The sequence below is a fragment of the Bacillus sp. ISL-55 genome, assembly GCF_018613155.1.
In the GTDB taxonomy this organism is placed as follows: Bacteria; Bacillota; Bacilli; order Bacillales; family Cytobacillaceae; genus Mesobacillus.
The window spans coordinates 1-20,319 of record NZ_JAGGQU010000013.1; the positions used below are offsets into that span (position 1 = coordinate 1).

The 20,319-nt window shown below is 42.5% G+C and carries 21 protein-coding genes and 1 other annotated feature; of the genes, 1 reads left to right on the forward strand and 20 read right to left on the reverse strand.

Features of this window, described 5'->3' with window-relative positions:
- The first annotated feature begins 190 nt into the window (after positions 1 to 190).
- Positions 191 to 592, forward strand: a complete 402-nt coding sequence (locus tag J7E32_RS07415) for a sigma-w pathway protein ysdB (protein WP_214905837.1) — start codon at positions 191 to 193, stop codon at positions 590 to 592.
- Positions 593 to 629: 37 nt separating this feature from the next.
- On the opposite strand, the gene J7E32_RS07420 is transcribed toward J7E32_RS07415, so the two are convergent.
- From J7E32_RS07420 to hflK, 20 genes are all read right to left on the reverse strand, one after another.
- Entirely contained in the window at positions 630 to 1,202 is a 573-nt protein-coding gene (locus tag J7E32_RS07420; protein ID WP_214905838.1) for a TVP38/TMEM64 family protein, read from the reverse strand.
- A gap of 58 nt (positions 1,203 to 1,260) precedes the next feature.
- Positions 1,261 to 1,536 carry a DUF1294 domain-containing protein gene (locus J7E32_RS07425; RefSeq protein ID WP_353654028.1) on the reverse strand — a complete coding sequence of 92 codons (276 nt, stop codon included), beginning with the start codon at positions 1,534 to 1,536 and terminating at the stop codon, positions 1,261 to 1,263.
- 86 nt (positions 1,537 to 1,622) lie between these two features.
- Positions 1,623 to 1,982: a 50S ribosomal protein L20 gene (gene rplT / locus J7E32_RS07430; protein WP_041967619.1), complete on the reverse strand. Its 360-nt coding sequence runs from the start codon at positions 1,980 to 1,982 to the stop codon at positions 1,623 to 1,625.
- Between the two features lie 37 nt (positions 1,983 to 2,019).
- Positions 2,020 to 2,220, reverse strand: a complete 201-nt coding sequence (gene rpmI / locus J7E32_RS07435) for a 50S ribosomal protein L35 (protein WP_023627047.1) — start codon at positions 2,218 to 2,220, stop codon at positions 2,020 to 2,022.
- A gap of 16 nt (positions 2,221 to 2,236) precedes the next feature.
- Positions 2,237 to 2,758 carry a translation initiation factor IF-3 gene (gene infC / locus J7E32_RS07440; protein WP_214906305.1) on the reverse strand — a complete coding sequence of 174 codons (522 nt, stop codon included), beginning with the start codon at positions 2,756 to 2,758 and terminating at the stop codon, positions 2,237 to 2,239.
- Between the two features lie 114 nt (positions 2,759 to 2,872).
- Positions 2,873 to 2,999 (reverse strand) — a sequence feature (ribosomal protein L20 leader region).
- Between the two features lie 512 nt (positions 3,000 to 3,511).
- Positions 3,512 to 5,443, reverse strand: a complete 1,932-nt coding sequence (gene thrS / locus J7E32_RS07445; RefSeq protein ID WP_214905840.1) for a threonine--tRNA ligase — start codon at positions 5,441 to 5,443, stop codon at positions 3,512 to 3,514.
- A gap of 359 nt (positions 5,444 to 5,802) precedes the next feature.
- Complete coding sequence (gene ytxC, locus J7E32_RS07450) at positions 5,803 to 6,678, reverse strand: putative sporulation protein YtxC (RefSeq protein WP_214905842.1); 876 nt, start codon at positions 6,676 to 6,678, stop codon at positions 5,803 to 5,805.
- A 133-nt stretch (positions 6,679 to 6,811) separates the two neighbouring features.
- Complete coding sequence (gene dnaI, locus J7E32_RS07455; protein ID WP_214905844.1) at positions 6,812 to 7,744, reverse strand: primosomal protein DnaI; 933 nt, start codon at positions 7,742 to 7,744, stop codon at positions 6,812 to 6,814.
- Positions 7,745 to 7,749: 5 nt separating this feature from the next.
- On the reverse strand, positions 7,750 to 9,165 hold the full coding sequence (locus tag J7E32_RS07460) for a replication initiation and membrane attachment family protein (protein WP_214905846.1): 1,416 nt from the start codon (positions 9,163 to 9,165) through the stop codon (positions 7,750 to 7,752).
- 157 nt (positions 9,166 to 9,322) lie between these two features.
- Positions 9,323 to 9,784 carry a transcriptional regulator NrdR gene (gene nrdR / locus J7E32_RS07465; RefSeq protein ID WP_214906308.1) on the reverse strand — a complete coding sequence of 154 codons (462 nt, stop codon included), beginning with the start codon at positions 9,782 to 9,784 and terminating at the stop codon, positions 9,323 to 9,325.
- A 126-nt stretch (positions 9,785 to 9,910) separates the two neighbouring features.
- Positions 9,911 to 10,315: a hypothetical protein gene (locus J7E32_RS07470; protein WP_214905848.1), complete on the reverse strand. Its 405-nt coding sequence runs from the start codon at positions 10,313 to 10,315 to the stop codon at positions 9,911 to 9,913.
- A 103-nt stretch (positions 10,316 to 10,418) separates the two neighbouring features.
- Complete coding sequence (gene speD / locus J7E32_RS07475; protein WP_192471432.1) at positions 10,419 to 10,799, reverse strand: adenosylmethionine decarboxylase; 381 nt, start codon at positions 10,797 to 10,799, stop codon at positions 10,419 to 10,421.
- A 382-nt stretch (positions 10,800 to 11,181) separates the two neighbouring features.
- The gene (locus tag J7E32_RS07480; protein ID WP_214905852.1) at positions 11,182 to 12,219 is read right to left on the reverse strand and encodes a glyceraldehyde-3-phosphate dehydrogenase; all 1,038 of its coding nucleotides are present in this window, start codon (positions 12,217 to 12,219) and stop codon (positions 11,182 to 11,184) included.
- Between the two features lie 426 nt (positions 12,220 to 12,645).
- Complete coding sequence (gene coaE / locus J7E32_RS07485) at positions 12,646 to 13,254, reverse strand: dephospho-CoA kinase (RefSeq protein WP_214905854.1); 609 nt, start codon at positions 13,252 to 13,254, stop codon at positions 12,646 to 12,648.
- Between the two features lie 25 nt (positions 13,255 to 13,279).
- Positions 13,280 to 13,912, reverse strand: a complete 633-nt coding sequence (gene ytaF / locus J7E32_RS07490; RefSeq protein ID WP_214905857.1) for a sporulation membrane protein YtaF — start codon at positions 13,910 to 13,912, stop codon at positions 13,280 to 13,282.
- A gap of 82 nt (positions 13,913 to 13,994) precedes the next feature.
- Positions 13,995 to 14,825, reverse strand: coding sequence for a DNA-formamidopyrimidine glycosylase (gene mutM / locus J7E32_RS07495; protein WP_214905860.1), 831 nt, complete (start codon positions 14,823 to 14,825; stop codon positions 13,995 to 13,997).
- 39 nt (positions 14,826 to 14,864) lie between these two features.
- Positions 14,865 to 17,495 carry a DNA polymerase I gene (polA, locus tag J7E32_RS07500; protein WP_214905863.1) on the reverse strand — a complete coding sequence of 877 codons (2,631 nt, stop codon included), beginning with the start codon at positions 17,493 to 17,495 and terminating at the stop codon, positions 14,865 to 14,867.
- Between the two features lie 114 nt (positions 17,496 to 17,609).
- Complete coding sequence (locus J7E32_RS07505) at positions 17,610 to 17,966, reverse strand: hypothetical protein (protein ID WP_214905866.1); 357 nt, start codon at positions 17,964 to 17,966, stop codon at positions 17,610 to 17,612.
- A gap of 162 nt (positions 17,967 to 18,128) precedes the next feature.
- On the reverse strand, positions 18,129 to 19,058 hold the full coding sequence (gene hflC, locus J7E32_RS07510; protein WP_214905870.1) for a protease modulator HflC: 930 nt from the start codon (positions 19,056 to 19,058) through the stop codon (positions 18,129 to 18,131).
- The gene (hflK, locus tag J7E32_RS07515; RefSeq protein ID WP_214905873.1) at positions 19,051 to 20,025 is read right to left on the reverse strand and encodes an FtsH protease activity modulator HflK; all 975 of its coding nucleotides are present in this window, start codon (positions 20,023 to 20,025) and stop codon (positions 19,051 to 19,053) included. Before hflK ends, hflC begins: the two co-directional genes overlap by 8 nt.
- Positions 20,026 to 20,319: the final 294 nt, after the last annotated feature.

Genomic DNA, 20,319 nt, shown 5'->3' on the forward strand with positions numbered 1-20,319 from the left:
TGACAGCTTTGCCTTGTTTCCGCCTATACCTGTCCCATCTCCTTACTTCTCGATGTTCCCTCTTTAAAATGGATCAATCCTCACCCGCAATCATCATCCGCATAAAAAAAGTATAAATCAATTATAAATTTGTTGAAACTATTTGGAACCTCATCCGTAAATAAAGAAAGTTCGCATTGGAGGGGCAGTCATGATTCTGCTTTTACGTCTTATTTTATTACTTTTATTCATTTTTCTAATATACAGCGCGGTGAAGTATTTATTCCACCCGAAAAGAAAGCTGGAGCTTGCTCATGAACAGAAGCGCTTTTTCTTATTGGATGATCAAGACAATGTCCGCAAGAATTTCTTATTAACATATAAGGGAGTTTTATTTGAGGGTGAAAAGTATTTAGGCACGACGCCGTCTGCTTTTGAGGTTGTTTCCATTTTTATTTGGCCTAAAAAAACTTCGGCCTTAAAAGGGCTTGTCCTTGAGGATTTCCAATTCATTGAACGGAAAATCCGTGAAAGCTATCCAGTGGCCAAAATTGACTGGAAAAGCCCAATTAAGGAATTCATGGCGAATCAGGACCAGAATGATGAGATATAAAATGTAAAAGCGTCCGAAATATTCCGGACGCTTTTTCTTATGTTGTTCTATCAAAAAATTCACGCCATTTTATGAAGGTAATTTTCTCTCGCAACAAATAGGCTAACAGCAAAAATACCATCATCATAAAAAGCCCTGTAAATGAGCTGAATTCTCCGACATACTCGCCGAATATCGTATAAAAGATAACGAATGGAATATTCGCAAGAAATGAAGCAATCATAAAATCTTTAAAATTGCTTTTCCGGTCGTAAAGGCAAAAGCTTAGCAGCTGGTAATGAATCACCGGCACAAGCCTCAACAGCGCGACCTGGGCGACGGTCAAATCCCTGAAGCGCCCTACCAGCCTTTTTTTCAGCCTGCTTAGCTTGTTCATCATTTCTGGAATCTGTCTCATTAAAAAGTAGAATAATATACTTGCACCCGACAAGCCGAGCAGCGAATATACAATTCCGGGTACGACCCCAAACATTAATCCTCCAGCAATACAGACAACCGCAGGAGGTATGAATACAAATTGGCGGAAAACATGAAACAAGATAAACAACACTGGTGCAAACCAGCCTCCAGATTCCACAACAATCAGCAGCATTGACCACGCATCATCCATTCTTGTCACCTGCCTGCTAAGTCTTTGTTGCTACTAGCTTATAGAATCATACAAGCTGTTATGCCAAAAGCTTAAATAAATATGTAAATATACCAATCTCAATTATCGCAAGCAGCGGCAACCCATATTTAAACTGGGCATGCTTCGTCTTATGCCTGTAATGCTTCATACCAGCTGCTGCCCCGATTGCTCCTCCAAAAAAAGCAATATTCCACAGAGTTTTTTCGCTTATTCGATAATGATTGTTCCTTGCCCGCTTTTTATCCATTCCCATGATAAAAAAGCCCGCAAGGTTCATAATAAAAATCAAGCCAGCCAAACTCCAAATCCCCACATCTTCACGTCCTCTTTATGTTGTATGAGATTCATTATATCTTAAAAAAAGAAAAAACCATCCTCTGGAGAGAATGGTTATCTTCATTACTTGTTGAATTGTTGCTTAGCTGTTTCAGCCAATTGAGCGAATGCTGCTGCATCGCTTACTGCTAGTTCAGCAAGCATCTTGCGGTTTACTTCGATACCTGCAAGCTTAAGGCCGTGCATCATACGGCTGTAAGAAAGGCCGTTCATGCGAGCTGCTGCGTTGATACGAGCAATCCAAAGTTTGCGGAAGTCGCGCTTCTTCTGGCGACGGTCGCGGAATGCATACATTAGGGATTTCATAACCTGCTGGTTAGCAACCTTGTATAATGTATGTTTTGAACCGTAATAACCTTTTGCTAATTTAATGACTTTTTTACGACGCTTGCGCGTAACTGTACCGCCTTTTACACGTGGCATGTAATTTCCCTCCTATATAAATCGAGCTCGCTCGAATTTACTTAATGTTGTCAAGCATGTGACGAATGCGTTTGAAATCGCCTTTAGAAACGATTGCAGATTTGCGAAGCTTACGCTTAGCTTTTGTAGACTTGTTAGCAAATAAGTGGCTAGTGTAAGCGTGTGAACGCTTAAGCTTGCCAGTTCCAGTTTTCTTGAAACGCTTGGCAGTGCCGCGGTGAGTTTTCATTTTTGGCATAGGGACTTCCTCCTCGTTACTTTTCAGTTTTAGGTGCTAGAACTAGGAACATGCTTCGGCCATCCATTTTCGGATGTGATTCAATTGTCGCTACTTCTTTGCAAGCTTCAGAGAAGCGATCAAGAACACGCTGACCGATTTCCTTATGGGTTATAGCACGGCCCTTAAAACGGATTGATGCTTTAACCTTATCGCCTTTTTCCAGGAACTTGATAGCATTGCGCAACTTTGTGTTAAAGTCATGCTCATCAATTGACGGACTAAGACGGACTTCTTTAGTTGTGATGATTTTTTGATTCTTACGTGCTTCTTTTTCTTTCTTTTGCTGTTCGAACTTGAATTTTCCGTAGTCCATGATTCGGCCTACAGGAGGCTTCGCGTTCGGAGCAACAAGGACAAGATCAAGATTTACACGTGTTGCGATCTCAAGAGCCTCAGCTTTGGATTTAATTCCTAATTGCTCGCCATTTTGATCGATCAGACGAATTTCGCGAGCACGAATTCCCTCGTTTAGTATCATCGCATCTTTGCTAATAATTAGCCACCTCCAGGGTTTTATCGAATACATTGTCAAGGAGAAGAAGTACATTGCCAAGGCCGAAGCCTTATCTTGCTCACACAATGACATACGATATAGTCCAATTTTTATTTTGCAATAAAAAAAGTGCAGGCGACGACACCCACACTTACGGAAACAAAATAATTAGACGTTTACGTATTACCTGCCAACAGCTGAAATGCGTCAGCCAGGTGAGAAGCGGGTGCTTCTTCTTTCCTAAAACTTGTATTCAGTTCACTCTTGCTAATATAGCATAAAGAAATTAATGTGTCAAACGAATCACTTTCGTTAACTGCAACAAAAAGTATTGTATCAGATAGAAATACAGGCTGCAATACTTTTTTTTAGGCATAAGTAAATTTCCCTGCGAAAAGTAGTCGCTAAATCATAACTATCATGATAATTTGTCACTGCCTCATTGCTTATTTCTTGCTATAATTATTGGTAGAAATAGACAAGAAAGCTGGTGTACAAATGCTGATCGCGATTATTATCACCGGTGTGGTCACTGGATTGCTCGCTGGCACCGCATTGAAATTTTTCAGGACTGGCTACGGTTTTTCCAATGATATTGACAATACGCCTGTTAACATAAAATCCTGCCGGAATTGCGGTGAAAGAATACCGCGCAGCTATACAAAAAATTTATGTCCAACGTGTTCCAAACCTATAGAATAATAGCTATAAAATAAGAGGAGCCTGGAGCTCCTCTTATTTCATATTAAGCTTTTCTTATTTCTTCGCTTCTTTCCTGAATGACTCCAGGAATTCATCAAAGGCAATTGTGTCTGATTTCTGTTCGCCGTATTTACGGACGTTGACTGCTTTTTCTGCTACTTCATTGTCACCGACTACGAGCATATAAGGAACTTTTTGCATTTGCGCTTCGCGGATTTTGTAGCCGATTTTTTCGTCACGGCCATCGATTTCAACACGGAAGCCTTCTGCTTTAAGCTTCTCTTTGATTTCTCTTGCATAGTCATAGTGGACTGAAGGAGATACCGGAATAATCTGTGCCTGTACTGGAGCCAGCCAAGTCGGGAATGCCCCTTTGTACTCTTCGATCAGGAAGGCTACAAAGCGTTCCATAGTCGATACGACGCCACGGTGGATAACGACAGGACGATGGTGCTTGCCGTCTTCGCCGATATAAGTCAGGTCAAATCGCTCTGGAAGCAAGAAGTCAAGCTGGACTGTTGAAAGAGTCTCCTCTTTGCCAAGGGCAGTCTTGACCTGGACATCAAGCTTCGGTCCGTAGAATGCTGCTTCGCCTTCAGCCTCGAAATATTCAAGACCCATCTCATCCATCGCTTCTTTCAGCATAGCTTGAGCCTTTTCCCACATCTGATCATCATCGAAGTACTTTTCCTTATCTTCAGGATCTCTGTAGGATAGACGGAAGGAATAGTCATTCATATCAAAATCCTTGTAGACTTCAAGTACAAGCTCTACTACACGTTTGAACTCTTCCTTGATCTGATCAGGGCGGACAAAGAGGTGAGCATCGTTCAAAGTCATGCCGCGCACACGCTGCAACCCAGCCAGTGCACCGGACATTTCGTAACGGTGCATTGTTCCAAGCTCAGCTATCCTGATTGGAAGCTCCCTGTAGCTATGGATGCTATTTTTGTACACCATCATATGGTGCGGACAGTTCATTGGTCTTAAAACAAGCTGTTCATTTTCCATTTCCATGACAGGGAACATGTTTTCCTGATAGTGATCCCAGTGTCCTGAAGTTTTATAAAGTTCGACACTTCCCATTACCGGAGTGTAGACATGATCATATCCAAGGCTGACTTCTTTATCAACAATATAGCGTTCGATGATGCGGCGGATTGTTGCACCTTTCGGAAGCCATAAAGGAAGCCCCTGGCCTACCTTCTGTGAATTAGTAAATAAGTTAAGTTCCTTGCCAAGCTTGCGATGGTCACGTTCCTTTGCTTCTTCCAACAGTCTCAAGTGCTCCTTCAGGTCTTCCTTTTTGAAGAAAGCTGTACCGTAAATTCTTTGGAGCATCTTGTTGTCACTGTCACCGCGCCAGTAAGCACCGGCAATGCTCAACAATTTGAATTCCTTCAGTTTGCCAGTTGATGGGACGTGTACCCCACGGCAAAGGTCGACAAAGTCTCCCTGTTCATAAAGAGTGACCTTCTCATCCGCGGGAATCGCTTCAATCAATTCAAGCTTATAAGGGTCACCAAGCTCTTTGAAAAACTTGACAGCATCCTCACGGCTTACTTCTTTACGGACAATCTCAATGTTCTCATTGATGATTTTCTTCATTTCCTTTTCAATCTCTGGCAAATCTTCCGGAGATAAAGAATGTTCCATATCGATATCATAGTAGAAGCCGCCTTCAATTACCGGCCCTACTCCGAGGTTAACATCTTTATAAAGACGCTTGATTGCCTGTGCCATCAAGTGAGCTGAGCTGTGGCGCAGGATTTCTAGTGCTTCTGGATGGTCAGGAGTGACGATTTCGATTGCTGCGTCCTCCTCGATCGCTCTCTTGAGATCATACGGCTGTCCATTGACCATACCCGCAATGGCTTTCTTCTTTAGGCCCGGGCTGATCGAGCTGGCGATATCTTCAGTCGTTGTGCCTGCCGGAAACTCCTTCACTGCTCCATCTGGAAACGATATTTTTAACATGTCTGCCATTGGCTTTTCCTCCTTTTAAAATGTGGCGCAATTTTTGCGCAAAAAATAAAAAAACCCGTCCCTGAAACAGGGACGAGTTTGATCACACGTGGTTCCACCCAATTCCCACTCTAGCGCAAAGATCACGCAGGAATGGCTCTGGTTGCGGTAACGGCTTCTGCCGCCAGCCAATACTTGCCCTATGGGCGTTCACAGCTGGAGTTCAGAGGTGGTAAGCGTTTCTTTAGTGTTAGGAAGTTTTCAGCCAAGCCTTCCCTCTCTTGAAACCTTTCAAGAATGCCCATGTCCTCATCATTACATTCACTATTGATTTAGTATGTACGTAATTATAGTTTGTAATGTTTTGAAAATCAAGTGGGCTATTGTATATTTTCACGATCCTCTTTAAAAAAGTTTACTTTTTCATCATAAAAAGCGGAAACTGGGCTGACTTTTACACGTTCTTCAAAAAGATTGATGATCGTCCTCACTAATGGCTGATGGGAATCATCTGTGTATAAGTAAATGGTTTCAGGCGCAATTGACAGCAACGGCGCAATCGTCCCGGAGTCAACATAGACAGGATGGTTGACAAGCAGCTTACGGTCAATCGTTTTAAACAGCTCACTCCGTTTCATTTCTGTGAATTGCTGATTATAAAAGATCATATTCTCGTCAATCACCAGATATAAATGGGACATCTGCGGCTTCCTGCCCTCAAGGAAATCCCTCAGTGTATGCAGGAAAACCTGGTACTCCTGTTCCATTTTATACTCATCAATCGCAATCTCTACCCATTGGGAGAGCTGCTCAGTATAGGCCTTAAGCCTGAACATGACAAAGGAGTCAAAAGAGAATGAAACTCTTTCATTAATAATTTCATTAATCGAACTCTGGATCATGCCTTGTTCCCCGACACCGTCCATGAAAGGAGCCAGCTCTTTACGGTTGCCTTCTATGACGGAATAAATGATATCAAGAATTTGGTCCTGTTCTTCACTGTCATTATAATAATACGATTCTGCCAGGATGGCTCTAAGCCAGTCATCGCGTTTCACCTTTAAAATAAAATCATAAACACTTTTCTTGAGTACATGCAATTTCTCATTTTTATAAAACTCTTCTGGAATAAGCACTCTATTTCGATCTTCATTAAGAAGAATTGAATTCGTTTCCTGCCACGAAGCAAGCCTGGCGACTAAATGTTGATACAAATTCCAGGCATCCTGCTTTTTTTGGAAGATGATTTCAATCAACCATATCCCCCCTCTTAAATAATCCCTGATTATATATATGGGGGACTTGGACAATTTAGAAGTGTCCATATGGCCGATAACTGGTTATAAGTGCAAAAAATGTGCCGCAGCTTGATTAGCTGCGGCACATTTTTTATATTCTGCGATTCTTTCCTTCTACTTTCACCGGTTCGGCAAGATATTTAATCCGTTCCATAATTCTTGCTGCCTTCAATTGTTCTTCTTCTCCCCGCTGGCTGTGCGTCAAATGATGCTCGAGCCCTTTTAAGTCGAAATTGGAGGTAAAGAAGGTTGGAAGGTTCTCAAGCATACGGAACTGCAGGATCGTTCCGAGGATTTCATCCCTCGCCCAGCTGCTCATCGTTTCTGCTCCAATGTCATCGAGCATGAGTACATTAGCCTTCTTGATTGCTTCAAGCTTGTCATTGACAGTATGATCACCGATCGCATTTTTCATTTCTCTGAAAAATTCAGGTACATAGACAATCAATGAACTAATCTGTTTCTGTGCAAGTTCATTCGCGATTGCCCCAAGCAAATATGATTTACCTGTCCCGAACGGTCCATGAAGGAATAAACCCTTTTGCTTTCGGCCCGGTTCATAATTCTCAACAAAGTCTTTTGCCATCTTGATCGCCTTGAACCTTCCGGCGTCATCCAGCTCAATATCCCCGAAAGATGCCTTCAAGATTTCCTTTGGCACAAAAATACTATTGATCAGGCTTGCATTCTTTTGCTGCTCATCATGCATGACCTTCTTCTTGCACCGGTCATATTTTATGTCAATGAAATTGCCTTTTATGAAAAGCTCTGGCTCATATCCCTTAATCATGTTCTTGCAGCCCGCGAGACTCTCGCAAACTTCACAGCCTTTGCTCTGGTTTGAGAACTCATAAAGCTTCGACATACTGCCGTCGAGCATTTCCCTGGTGATATACTCTGCATTTTCATCGAGGAATTCCTTGATATGCGGATCCTGCATGACCTGCCTCTTGATAGCTTCATAGCGCTCCTGAAAATTCTGGTTATTCGCCAGCTTCTTCAATGTTTCATTAATGTTTTGCAAATAAATCACCTCCCAGATTTAAATTTCTTTAATTCTTCTTCAAGCTTTTTCTTTTCTATTTCAAAATCAGGATCCACATCTGCAGCATTTTTTTGCTGCTCAGGTTCACCGTCGGTCTTTTTACCAAACCAATCGGGCAAAACCTCTTTACGGACAGGCTTCCTTTTTCCAGATGATGAAGAAGGTGCTTTTTTCCCTTCTGCCCATTCAAGATACTGCCTGTGCTCGCTTTTAGCCAGCTGCATTGCATCCCTGACGGTCGATATTTTTTTCCTGGACCAGTGGCTGGCAATCTTTTCAATATAACCCTTTGCCAGCTTCATATCCGTTTTGAGCATAACATATTGAACTAAAACATTCACGACTCCCGGAAGCAGCTTTTGCTTGAACATCACCTCTTCGATGATCTGTAAGTCTGCCTTCGATGGTTCCGCTCCGCCAGACAGGTCAATCAAAAGCTGGCGTGGGGATGTTTTTTCGAAATAAAGCACCAATTCCTCTTCCTGTGTTTTCGGCTTCTCGATACCAGCTTTTTGCTGGAGAGGCTGGGTCCGGTCCAGCAGTGCCGGAAGCTGATCCTGGTGTTCAAACTGATACCAGTCACGAGCGGCCTTTCGAAGTTCCTCTATATCTATATCGTTATCTGTATTTACCGCACTCAAAACGATGTTCTTCATCTTCAGGGCATCAATACCATATAGGAAGGCAAGATTGCTGATTGCTTCCTTAACCTTGGATGTAAATGCTTTTTTAGGTATGAGTGATTCCTGCAGCCCTCCCAAAAGCAAATCAAAGTTGAACTCTGCAGGGTCAATCTGTATTTTGGAAGTTTCTCCTCTGCCGATAAAGGAATTCCCTTCCTCCACCTTAAGGTCGGCAGCTGAATCTTCATTATGCATTAGTGCCTGAGTCGGTACAGACAAGAACACATCCTGGAATGCCTTCGTAATCTCCTCATATCCGGTCTCTGATTCAGCAGTTTTATCGCTGAAAAATCGTTTAAGCCGCAAAAATTGGTTCTTGCCGACTTTTCGATACAAATAGACATTCAACATGCCATCTAGGAAAAATTGTTCAGGAGTCAAAGGCGGCTGCAGTTCATAAATAAATGAACGGCCTTCCTCGCTATTTTTCACATAGGTCTTCAACAACCCCATGCCTTCGAGCTTTTGGCGAGCCTGGTAAATATCCTTAAGGTTCATGTCCATGATTGTCATCAAGTTATGGTGTGTGACAGGCTGTGACCAAAGCCGGTTTTCTTCCAGCTCTGCCCATAAGGTCATATAAAGGCTTAAGCAAGCTGGCCCAATCAAAGGCTGGTACAAGAAAGTGAGCACCTTGCGATCGTAGTCATGCAATAAACCACCTGATGCAACAATATATTGGTCTACAGGCAAAGTCTCTTGCCAATGCTGAGCCATCCTATTCCCTCCATTCTGAATCAATAAGTACACTTCATGTTAAGGCTCTCTACCATCGAATTCAAACCTCTAGTGAAATTCTAAAAAAGCCTTAAAAAGAGCTGAAGTTCCCTTCAGCTCTTCAGGATTTTTCCAGGAGTCAACCGGACCCCAATTGTTATGACTGCTCTTTTTTCAACAACTCTTTCAATTCATCAATAAAGACATTGATATCCTTAAACTGTCGGTAAACTGACGCGAACCGGACATAGGCGACTTCATCAATCTTAGCCAGCCTGTCCATCACCATTTCTCCAACGGCATCGCTCTTTACTTCAGAAACTCCATGGCTTCGAAGTTCTTTTTCTACTTCGGAAACCAAATCCTCGAGTTCTTTCAAAGCGACAGGCCGCTTTTCACATGCTTTTATTAAACCGCGAAGGAGTTTTTCCCGATTGAACTCTTCACGAGTACCTTCTTTTTTCACGACAATCAAAGGAATTTCTTCAACCTTCTCGAAGGTGGTAAAGCGAAATCCGCAAGCTTCGCATTCGCGTCTGCGTCGAATTGATCGGCTATCGTCAACCGGTCTTGAATCAAGAACCCGGGTAGAGTTATTTTGGCAAGTTGGACATTTCATTTCGATCAGCTCCGAATATTTTGAAATATAGTATGAGCGAAGGACCATTCGCTTGTTCCACCAATACGTCCATAAGCATTATCCTAGTATTATCTTATAAAAAAGATGGTGATGGGACAAGAGGAACTATTGCTTTCCATACTTGCCTGAACCAATAAACGGGTGTGTGGAGTCCAGTTTCTCATAAATCTTCACCAGCTCCTGCTTCAAAGTCGGGTTGATGCCTGCCAGTGAAAACTTTTCAGTAGAGATATGTAGGTCGACTGCGGTCTCAAATGGTTTTGTAGTAATAACTGTGGCCGTTAAAAAAGCAGACATCTTCCCCTTTAATTCGGCTGATATTTCTCCATGTTCTTTTGAAACACTCGTTATCTTAAACAAAGGGTCAGCCTTCAGCAAGTCTTCGACCGTCTGGAACATCTGGTTAAAGTTCGTTTTATAATAACGGGTCTTCAGCTGCTCATCCCTATTATTTTCACTTGTTCCACTGAATTTTTCGTACCGTCCTGTTATGGATTTTAATAGTGACATCAAAAATCCTCCTGCAAGTTATTTCTATTATCATTCTACCGTATTTTACAGCAAAATAAAAAGAGGTGTATCGCTACACCTCTTGTGAATTTTCATATTTTCATTATAGAGCTTTAGCTTGTGCTTGCTTCACATGCACAGGACCCATGCCGCGTGGAATTTCGATATTCTCACGAGTTTGAGCGCCAAGAGCTTCTGCAATATAGTCAGCTGCAATGTTAGGATTCAGATCACCGCAAGTGTAAACATCGATGCTGGCGTATCCGTGTTCCGGGAAGCTGTGAATAGTTAAATGAGATTCAGAAATAATGACAACTCCACTTACACCCTGTGGCGCAAATTTGTGGAAAGCCACTTCGCGGATTTCAGCACCTGATTTCAATGCTGCTCCAACAAAAGTTTGTTCAATAAAATCCATATCATTCAATTTTTCAAAATCGCAACCCCAAAGTTCAGAAATTACATGACGACCCATTGTTTCCATATTCAATTTCCCCCTCTAACAATATTAGAATGAATTTCTTTGCTTCAATGGTATCTTAACTACCACGGGGGAAAGTTAGTCCAGAGAGGTCCTAACCCTTTAAGTAGCCAATTGGTACCGTTATTAAGAAGTTCACGATGACTAGTATACTTTGTTTATATTTTTTTTGCAACACATGGAAACAAATTTTTTTCATGATTTTTATGCTTCGATTTTTATAGTTTGGGAGATAGCTATTCTATAGGCTTTTAGGGGGGATCCAGCTATAAAAACTGTCGGGTTTTTTACCTGGGGATCGGCTGCAAAGTTATATGAAAATAAGGTATGTAATACAGACAAAACAAAAAGCTTGCCGGTAAGCAAGCTTTTTGTTTTATGAAAATTACCCTACTCTTACCGTTGCTGAATTGGAATTAAACATTGCCTGGGCAACATGCTTTGTCAGGTCTACAACCCGGCTTGAATATCCCCACTCATTGTCATACCATGCAAGAACCTTTACTTTGTTGGCACCGATGACCATTGTAGACAGGCCATCAATGATTGCAGAATGTTCATTGGTATTAAAGTCGATTGAAACAAGGGGATCTGTTGTGATATCAAGGACGCCCTTGAGCCTTCCTTTAGATGCTGAATAGAACGCGTCGTTTATTTCGTCCACGGTTACCTCACGCTTCAGGTCGACAACCAGGTCAACTAGTGAGACGTTTGGAGTCGGTACCCTTAGCGCCATACCATGCAGTTTTCCTTTAAGCTGTGGCAGCACAAGTGAAAGTGCCTTAGCTGCCCCAGTTGATGTTGGAATGATGGATTGCCCGCAAGAACGCGCCCTGCGCAAATCCTTGTGAGGGTTATCGATATTATTCTGGTCATTTGTATAAGCATGCACAGTGGTCATCAAACCATTTTCGATACCGAAAGTATCGTCCAGCACTTTCGCAACCGGTGCAAGGCAGTTTGTTGTGCAAGATGCATTCGAAATGATATCATGCACTTCAATATTTAATGCGCTTTCATTTACTCCCATCACGATAGTGATATCCTCATTAGTGCCTGGTGCTGTCAAAATGACCTTCTTTGCGCCAGCATCAAGATGAGGTGCAGCCTTTTCACGGGAATTGAACTTTCCAGTAGCTTCTATGACAATATCAATCTTCATGTCCTTCCATGGAAGCTCGGCAGGATTTCGGTTGCTTAATAGTTTAACTGTTTTTCCGTTGACAACAAGATGATCATCAGCCGGAATGACTTCTCCAGCAAATTGTCCATGAGTGGAATCATATTTTATTAAATGCGCCAGTGTTTCAGCTGGGTAGCTCGCATTAATCGCTACAACCTCAAGATTTTCTTCAAGAATGGCTCTTCTGAACACCATTCTTCCAATTCTCCCAAAACCGTTAATCGCAATTCTCGCCTTCATTGTACGGCCCCTTCCGAATTAGTGTTATACTTAATAACCCCTTTGCATGGTATTAGTATAACATATTAAATTTTATTTGTGATAAATAAATGCACACAATTAAAATTTAAAATAATTCTGATAATAATATTCATTTAGAGGTAAATTTAATGGCCCACCAGAAATGAGTCAGTTCATTTCAGAACAAAAGCGCAAACGACTCGTTCAGCCCCGACAAGCGCTGCCCGCCTATAACGCCACATCCTGTGGCTGGCGGGTCTGCACGTCCTGTGCCTCAGAGGGCCGACCGGTGAAGTCGTTCTTTGACTTCATTGGGCGGCTCGAAGCGACTCGAGGGGCTAGGCGCTGGAGCTGGATTATGAAAACCACAAGCATTTATCCACACCTAAATACATTTATAATTTTCTTTAAGAACAAAAAAAGAGCCTACTCGGCTCTTAAGATTTCCCATTTAATTAGTATTTCCATCAGTTGCTGCTTCGATTGCACGACGCTGCCGCTGTTATCAATTACTGCGTCTGCCAATCTGACTTTATCTTTCAGTGGCATTTGTGAATTGATCCTAGAAGATGCTTCTTCTTCTGAGAACCCGTTCCGCTTCATCAGTCTTTCCAACTGGGTTTGCTCATCCACATATACCACGATGATTTTTTCGACCAGTCCTGTCAGCTTGCTTTCAAACAATAGCGGAATATCCAGTACAACGGCTTTTTCATTCGCCTCTTCAGCTTTCGCTCTCTTCTCTGCCATCCGTTCCCTTACTGCTGGATGGACAATCGAATTTAACAGCAAGCGCTTTTCTTCATTGTTAAAGATGATTTCCCCCAACTTAGGGCGGTTTATCAAACCGTCATCTCCTAAAATTCCTTGGCCAAAATGGCTGACAATATCATTGTATGCTTTTTCTCCTGGCTCCACAGCAAGCCTGGCCTCGATATCTGCATCGATCACCGTGATGCCAATGTCAGTGAACATGGCTGATATCGTGCTTTTTCCGCTTGCTATACCTCCTGTCAATCCGATAACTAATGACATCCCATTTTATCCTTTCAAGGGGCTGTTAAATTTTCATCAACCCAATTATGATCAATAATATTCCCGGTACAAAAGAAAATCTTTGCATCCATCCGCTCTCCGAAAAATAACTTCCCATCCTCATCCCTGCATACACAAATAATGAACTCATGCAGGCAACTGTCAAGGCCAGATATCCTGGAGAGAATCCTAAAAACGCCGCCCCTACCCCTGCACCAAATGCATCAAGCGACAGGGCAAGCCCGAGCATGACAGCTTCAATTCCATTGATTGTACCTGAACGGTCAAAATCCGCTGTCATTGGTTTTTTCAGAATATTGATGACGATACCAAGCGATTTGATTTCTAGATTAAGGATTATTTTTTCGTGACAGAGCAATTCTGTTTTGTCTTCGCGGAAAAATTGGAACAGCACCCATCCGCCTAAAACGATCAAGACAGCGCCACCCAGTGTCTCTGCCATTCCTGGTGAAAAAAAGCTCTCAAGAAAATGCCCGATCATCATGGCTGCCATCAGGACGACAGCCGAACAAACGGCTATTACAGCAATCGATTTAATCGGGATCTTCATCTTCCGCAATCCATACGTTAATCCTACACTGAAACTGTCAAGACTGACAGCGAATGCAAGTAAAAGCAGCGAGATTGTTTGTGCCATAAACTGAGCTCCTTCCTGTCAATCGCTACGTTAGTATATGGAAGGAGCCCAGTTATGGTGAGAAAATCAACATGTCATTATTTTATTTAAGTTTCTGGCACGACGGGCAATAATGGGTACCACGTCCTCCTACAACGGTTTTCTCCAATGGAGTGCTGCAAACCTTGCAGGGTTCACCCTTGCGTCCATATGCATAAAGCTGAAGCTGGAACATGCCAATCTGTCCTTGTGAGTTCACATAGGAACGGATTGTGCTCCCACCTTTCTCGACAGCTTCAGACAGAGTGCTGACTATTTCCTTATAAAGCACTGCCTCCTCATCTGGAGTCAGGGAATTAGCAATTCTTTCGGGATGGATCTTTGCCCGGAAAAGTGCCTCATCAACATAGATATTTCCCAGGCCAACAAGGATTTTTTGGTCAAGCAGTGCCGGCTTAATTTTTCTATTGGTTTTTTTTAGTTTTTCAGACAGCCATTCCACTGAAAAATCTTCTGAAAAAGGTTCCGGACCTAAATCGGCAAGAGGCTGCGTTTCAAACTCTTTCCCTTTTTCATAAAGGTGCATCGTGCCGAATTTCCTGACATCCTTGTAGCGCAATTCTGTGCCATCGGTAAAATGGAAAATGACATGCGTATGCTTATCCACAGGTTCATCCGTATTGAACACACCATATTTCCCTTCCATCCTTAAGTGGGAAACGAGCGCGAAATATTCCGTGTAAAGGATCAGGAATTTCCCCCTCCGGCCAACATTTTTTATCGTCTGACCTTTCAATGCATCGTTGAACTGCTCGACCTCATTTGGAAGCTTAATCATTTTTGGCCAAAAAACAGAGACTTCTTTAATTTTTTTGCCTATTGTCAGAACCTCTAATGTCCGTCTGACGGTTTCGACCTCTGGTAGTTCAGGCATTTTATCCCGCCTTTCTCTGTAAAAACCATGTTGCAAATGCTATTTTGCGTCATACCACGTCGGGCCATATGAGAAGTCCACCTTTAACGGCACCTTTAATTCAATGGCATTTTCCATGACTTCTGGCACGATCTTTTTCAATAACTCAATTTCATCCTCAGGTGCTTCAAAAATCAATTCATCATGTACCTGAAGCAGCAATCTTGTCTTTATGCCCTCTTCGCGCAGTCTCTCTGCCATATCAATCATTGCCTTCTTGATAATATCTGCGGCACTGCCCTGGATCGGAGTATTCATAGCCGTCCGTTCCGCAAAACTCCTTAGGTTGAAGTTTCGTGCCGTAATTTCCGGAATGTATCTGCGGCGATGCAATAATGTCTGGACATAGCCCTTCGCTTTGGCATCCTGAACGATTTCATCCATATATTCTTTAACACCAGGATAGCTTTCAAGGTATCGATCAATAAATTCGCCAGCTTCCTTCCTTGTAATGTTCAGGCTCTGGGACAATCCATAATCGCTGATTCCGTAGACAATCCCGAAGTTGACTGCTTTTGCATGTCGGCGCATATTGGAGGTGACTTCATCTTTCCCTACATTAAATACTTCCATTGCCGTCTTGGTATGGATATCCATGTCATTCTGGAAAGCATCAATCAGTTTCTCATCGCCGGCAATATGGGCGAGGACACGAAGTTCAATTTGCGAATAGTCCGCCGCAAAGATCACCCAGCCTTTTTCGGATGGAACAAATGCCTGCCTGATCTTCCGCCCTTCTTCAAGCCTGATTGGTATGTTCTGCAGGTTCGGATCCGTCGAACTCAATCTTCCAGTTGCTGTTAAAGCCTGGTTGAATCTTGTATGCACTTTTTCTGTTTCTTTATTGACGACCTTTTGCAAGCCTTCAATATATGTTGATTGTAATTTTCCTAGCTGGCGATAGTTAAGAATTTCTTCAATGATTTTATGTTTCGGTGCCAATTTTTCAAGGACATCCGCTGAGGTAGAATAGCCTGTTTTCGTCTTTTTCACAGCCGGCAGTCCCAGTTTTTCAAAAAGGATGACACCTAATTGTTTAGGAGAATTGATATTGAACTGTTCTCCTGCCATTTCAAAAATTCTGGTTTCGATATCGGCTAGACGGCCTTTGATTTCTTCACCCATATTATCCAGACGATTCATATCAAGCTTAACACCCTGATATTCCATATCGGCAAGCACCAATGATAGCGGCATTTCAAGGCTTCTGAACAGATCATATTGGTCATTGTCCCATAGCTCCTGCTCAAGCTTATCTTTTAATGACACAAGTACATCTGCCTTGCGGACCAGATGCTCTCCAAGGATACGCTCCTCAGGTATTTTACGTTTAGCACCTTTTCCATAGACAGCTGTGTCAGCCTGCACGCTCATAAATCCGTGCTGCCTTGCAATGGCAGACAGGTCATCTGGCGACTCCGAAGGATTGATGATATAGGATGCAAGTGACACATCGAAGTCGGCACCCTTTAAATGGATCCCGTGGTGGCGCAACGAAACCTCAGAACGTTTCGCATCATAAACTGTTTTTTTGCTGGACTCATCCTCGGCCCATTTCTTGAACTCTTCAGATTCCAGGGCTATTTTTACAGGCAGATAGAAGCTGCCGTTTTCATTGACTACTCCAAAGCCGATAATATCTGCATAATGATAGTTATCCTCTAGAACTTCGACATAAAAGCCATTGTCTTTGGCAAAAATATCTTTCTCAATCTGATCCAGCTGTTTGAACTCTATGTCTTCAAGCTCCACATCCTCTGTTTCCGCAACTGCTCCCAGCTTGTCCAGAAGGGAATTGAATCCGAGCTCTTTGAACATTTTCACGAGCTTTTCGTTCTCTGCTCCTTCATACTCAAGCTCACTCAACTCGACTCCCACTGGTGCTTCCCGCGTGATGGTTGCGAGTTCCTTGCTCATGACGGCCTGGTCTTTGAATTCCTCCAGCTTTTCCTTGAGCTTATTCCCGCTGACTTGATCAATGGAATCCAAAAGATTTTCAAGTGTGCCATATTCCTTCAACAGCTTGATTGCTGTTTTTTCCCCTACGCCAGGAACTCCCGGAATATTATCAGATGCATCCCCCATAAGACCCTTCATATCAATGATTTGTTCCGCAGTGAGACCATATTTCTCCTTGATGTGCTCAGGTGTATATTCCTCAATATCAGTGATTCCTTTTCTCGTGATATTGACTGTCGTTTTGTCAGAACTTAATTGCGTTAAGTCCTTATCCCCTGAAATGACCTTTGTTTCAAAGCCTTCTTTTTCAGCCAGCAAGCTTAATGTACCGATAATGTCATCGGCTTCATAGTTCTCCAGCTCATATTGCGGGATGCCATAAGCCGTCAGCAGCTCACGGATAAACGGAAACTGCTCAGAAAGCTCTGGCGGTGTTTTTTGCCTTCCACCCTTGTATTCACTGAAGGTTTTATGCCTGAAGGTCGTTTTTCCGGCATCAAACGCAACAAGGATATGGGTAGGCTTTTCATCCTCGAGAATTTTCATAAGCATCATCGTAAAACCATAAACCGCATTCGTATGTATTCCTTTTTCATTATTCAACAGCGGCAGCGCGAAAAATGCACGGTAAGCAATACTGTTTCCATCTATCAACACAAGCTTTTTAGACATGTCATTCCTCCTCTATTTTAAATTAGGCTCTGTTTACCACGGCTGTTGATTTTCGTTCCAGGCGCTTCGCTTTCCGCGGGGAAGAATTAAGAAAAAGCCCAACTGCCGGCTTTTTCAAAAATCAAATTCTTCCTTGCAGTCCGGGAGCCTCCTCGGCGCTTTCAGCGCCTGCGGGGTCTCCCGAAGACTTGCTAATCCCCCAGGACATTGATTAGCTTCCTCGAAACTACCCACGCACGATGAAAATGCGTTAGCATTTTCGGAGGAGTCTTCGCGCCTTCCACTGCAATCAACAGGAGTAAAAACTTCATTGGCGTTAACAGAGCCTAAAAGAAAATCTCGTTTCTTGCAAATTTTCGGTTGCATGATTTTATATAAAAAAAAGACCGTTAGATTCCTTCCTATTTTATCATGAGAGATGATAGAAAGAAAAATAACGGCCTTAGGCTGCTTCTTTGTTAATGTAATCAAAATGATAAATGATTTGCTTTAAATAAATAGTTATTCTTAATCTAGCTCCAGCGCCTAGCCCCTCGAGACGCTTCGAGCCTGCCAATGAAGTCAAAGAACGACTTCACTGGCAGGCTCTCCACCGCTTGTCGGGGCTGAACAAGGCGCTTATGCTTTTTGTTTTTAATTTGTATAACCCATCAGCATTCTTGCGTACGGTGAATCAGATGGGAGGACAATGACGGTTTCACCGTTGATTGTCTTTTTATAAGATTCCAGTGTGCGGAACATAGAATAGAATTCCGGGTCCTTGGAGAACGTTTGGTTGTATACTTTAGCAGCTTCCCCTTCTCCTTCGCCTCGGATGGTTTCAGCGTCTGCTGACGCCTTTGCGAGAAGCTCTTTCACTTCCCTGTCGGTCTGTGCGATGACTCTATTTTTCTGGGCATCACCCATGGAAAGGTATTCCTGCGCCTTAGACTCACGCTCAGAGATCATTCTCGTAAAAACAGACAATTCATTTTCTTCCGGCAGGTCGGTCCTCTTCATGCGAACATCTGTCACAACGACTCCATAATTACCGCCAGCGAGCAGCTCATTGACTTTTTCAGTCACCCTGTCATTCAATGAACCACGAGATGACTTTTCATCGTTGATGATTTCATCATAGTCCAGCTTACCAAGCTCAGAACGGACAATCGAATAAATGAATTCCTCCATTCTTGATTCTGCACCTTCTAACGTTCTTGCATTGGAAATCATCTTCTTAGGATCTTCGATTCGCCAGATCGCATAGTTGTCGATCAGCATTCTCTTCTTATCCTTCGTGTTGATTTCCGCCTGGGAAACATCATATGTCATCTGGTATTTAGGAAGAGTTGTGACACTTTGGATAAACGGAACCTTGTAATTTAAACCAGGTTCATCGATAATCTTGACAACCTCTCCAAATTGCCTTACCACTTTATACTCCCCTTGTTTCACGATGAAAACATTAGTAAAAATGAAGACAAGCAGTGCAATAAGGATGACTAAGAGGATTCCAACTTTGGTATATTTTTTCCAGGATCCACCGCCGCGTTCATTTATATCAATCACGTTTTGATCAGCCATTATTCTTTTCACTGCCTTCCTTCTCTGACTTAGGTACTGCTTTATCTGCTTCAAGCGGGCGAATCGGGAAATACTTCATTGTATTGCCATCATCATTCATGATGTAAATCTCTGTTCCCGGCAAGACTTGCTCAAGCGTTTCCAAAATCAAACGCTGTCTTGTGATATCCGGATTGGTTTTGTATTCAACAAGCAGCTTGTTGAATACCGCCACATCACCTCTGGCCCGTTCGATCCTCGCGGCTTTTTCACCTTCCGCTCTTGAAATTAACGCATCCTTTTCCCCCTGGGCTTCGTTCAACTTCTGGTTGCGGTATTTCTTTGCCTCATTTATTTTCGTGTTCATTGTTTCACGGGCATCCGTAACATTGGTAAAAGCCTTGCGGACTTCTTCATTAGGCAATTCAACATCCTGCAGTTTTACACCAAGGACAGATACACCTATATCGTACTTTTCAATCAAAGAAGACAATAAGTCTCGGACTTCTGCTTCGATTTCTGCTTTCCCAGATGTCAGGGCCTCATCAATTTCGGAGCTTCCGATAATACTCCTTACAGACGCTGAAGTTGCATCATATAAAATTTCTCTCGGATTATCAGCATTAAATAAATATTTTTCAGGATCGGTTATTTTCCATTGAACAACCAGGTCAGCAAGGACGATGTTTTCATCACCTGTAATCATTTTAGTTTCATCAGGAAATTCCTGGATTTCTCCATTCTTTTCCTCGTAACCAAACTGCAGGCTGAATGTTTCCTTTGATAATTTCTCGACACTCTGGATTGGCCAAGGCAGCTTAAAGTGCAAGCCCGGTTCGCTAATCCCTTCCTCCACTTTTCCAAACGTCAAGATGACCGCCTGCTCAGATTCATCGACTGTATACCACGTCGTGAAAGCCGAAAGACCCAAAATAATGGCTAAGACGACAATACCGCTCGTAACGTAGATCTTTTTTAAGCTTACCATTTTATCCCCCTCTTCCTATGCTTTTGTCTATGTTTGTTTTTACGTTTATAAACAGCAAAAGTTTCAAAAGAATGATAATTGTGATACAGAATTGTTTCAATGAAATATGAAAAAAGCACTAGCGGGGTCAGCTTGTGCTTTTTTCTAGCTCCTTGGATGAAGGGGTTTTCACTAATGATTGTAGCAAGGCAGTGTTAAGGAAAAATAAACCTTTTGTTAAGTGAATGTAAATTGGGTGATTTTTTTAAAATCATACTGTCATTTTAATACCAGCAGCTAAGAATTCCGCGGAAA

Excerpts from the sequence above, each read along its gene's own strand:
- J7E32_RS07415 (WP_214905837.1), top strand. The coding sequence starts at position 191 with ATGATTCTGCTTTTACGTCTTATTTTATTACTTTTATTCATTTTTCTA.
- J7E32_RS07420 (WP_214905838.1), bottom strand. The coding sequence starts at position 1,202 with ATGGATGATGCGTGGTCAATGCTGCTGATTGTTGTGGAATCTGGAGGC.
- rplT (WP_041967619.1), bottom strand. The coding sequence starts at position 1,982 with ATGCCACGTGTAAAAGGCGGTACAGTTACGCGCAAGCGTCGTAAAAAA.
- rpmI (WP_023627047.1), bottom strand. The coding sequence starts at position 2,220 with ATGCCAAAAATGAAAACTCACCGCGGCACTGCCAAGCGTTTCAAGAAA.
- thrS (WP_214905840.1), bottom strand. The coding sequence starts at position 5,443 with ATGGCAGACATGTTAAAAATATCGTTTCCAGATGGAGCAGTGAAGGAG.
- J7E32_RS07460 (WP_214905846.1), bottom strand. The coding sequence starts at position 9,165 with ATGGCTCAGCATTGGCAAGAGACTTTGCCTGTAGACCAATATATTGTT.
- nrdR (WP_214906308.1), bottom strand. The coding sequence starts at position 9,784 with ATGAAATGTCCAACTTGCCAAAATAACTCTACCCGGGTTCTTGATTCA.
- J7E32_RS07470 (WP_214905848.1), bottom strand. The coding sequence starts at position 10,315 with ATGTCACTATTAAAATCCATAACAGGACGGTACGAAAAATTCAGTGGA.
- speD (WP_192471432.1), bottom strand. The coding sequence starts at position 10,799 with ATGGAAACAATGGGTCGTCATGTAATTTCTGAACTTTGGGGTTGCGAT.
- J7E32_RS07480 (WP_214905852.1), bottom strand. The coding sequence starts at position 12,219 with ATGAAGGCGAGAATTGCGATTAACGGTTTTGGGAGAATTGGAAGAATG.
- coaE (WP_214905854.1), bottom strand. The coding sequence starts at position 13,254 with ATGTCATTAGTTATCGGATTGACAGGAGGTATAGCAAGCGGAAAAAGC.
- ytaF (WP_214905857.1), bottom strand. The coding sequence starts at position 13,912 with ATGGCACAAACAATCTCGCTGCTTTTACTTGCATTCGCTGTCAGTCTT.
- mutM (WP_214905860.1), bottom strand. The coding sequence starts at position 14,825 with ATGCCTGAACTACCAGAGGTCGAAACCGTCAGACGGACATTAGAGGTT.
- polA (WP_214905863.1), bottom strand. The coding sequence starts at position 17,495 with ATGTCTAAAAAGCTTGTGTTGATAGATGGAAACAGTATTGCTTACCGT.
- hflC (WP_214905870.1), bottom strand. The coding sequence starts at position 19,058 with ATGGCTGATCAAAACGTGATTGATATAAATGAACGCGGCGGTGGATCC.
- hflK (WP_214905873.1), bottom strand. The coding sequence starts at position 20,025 with ATGGTAAGCTTAAAAAAGATCTACGTTACGAGCGGTATTGTCGTCTTA.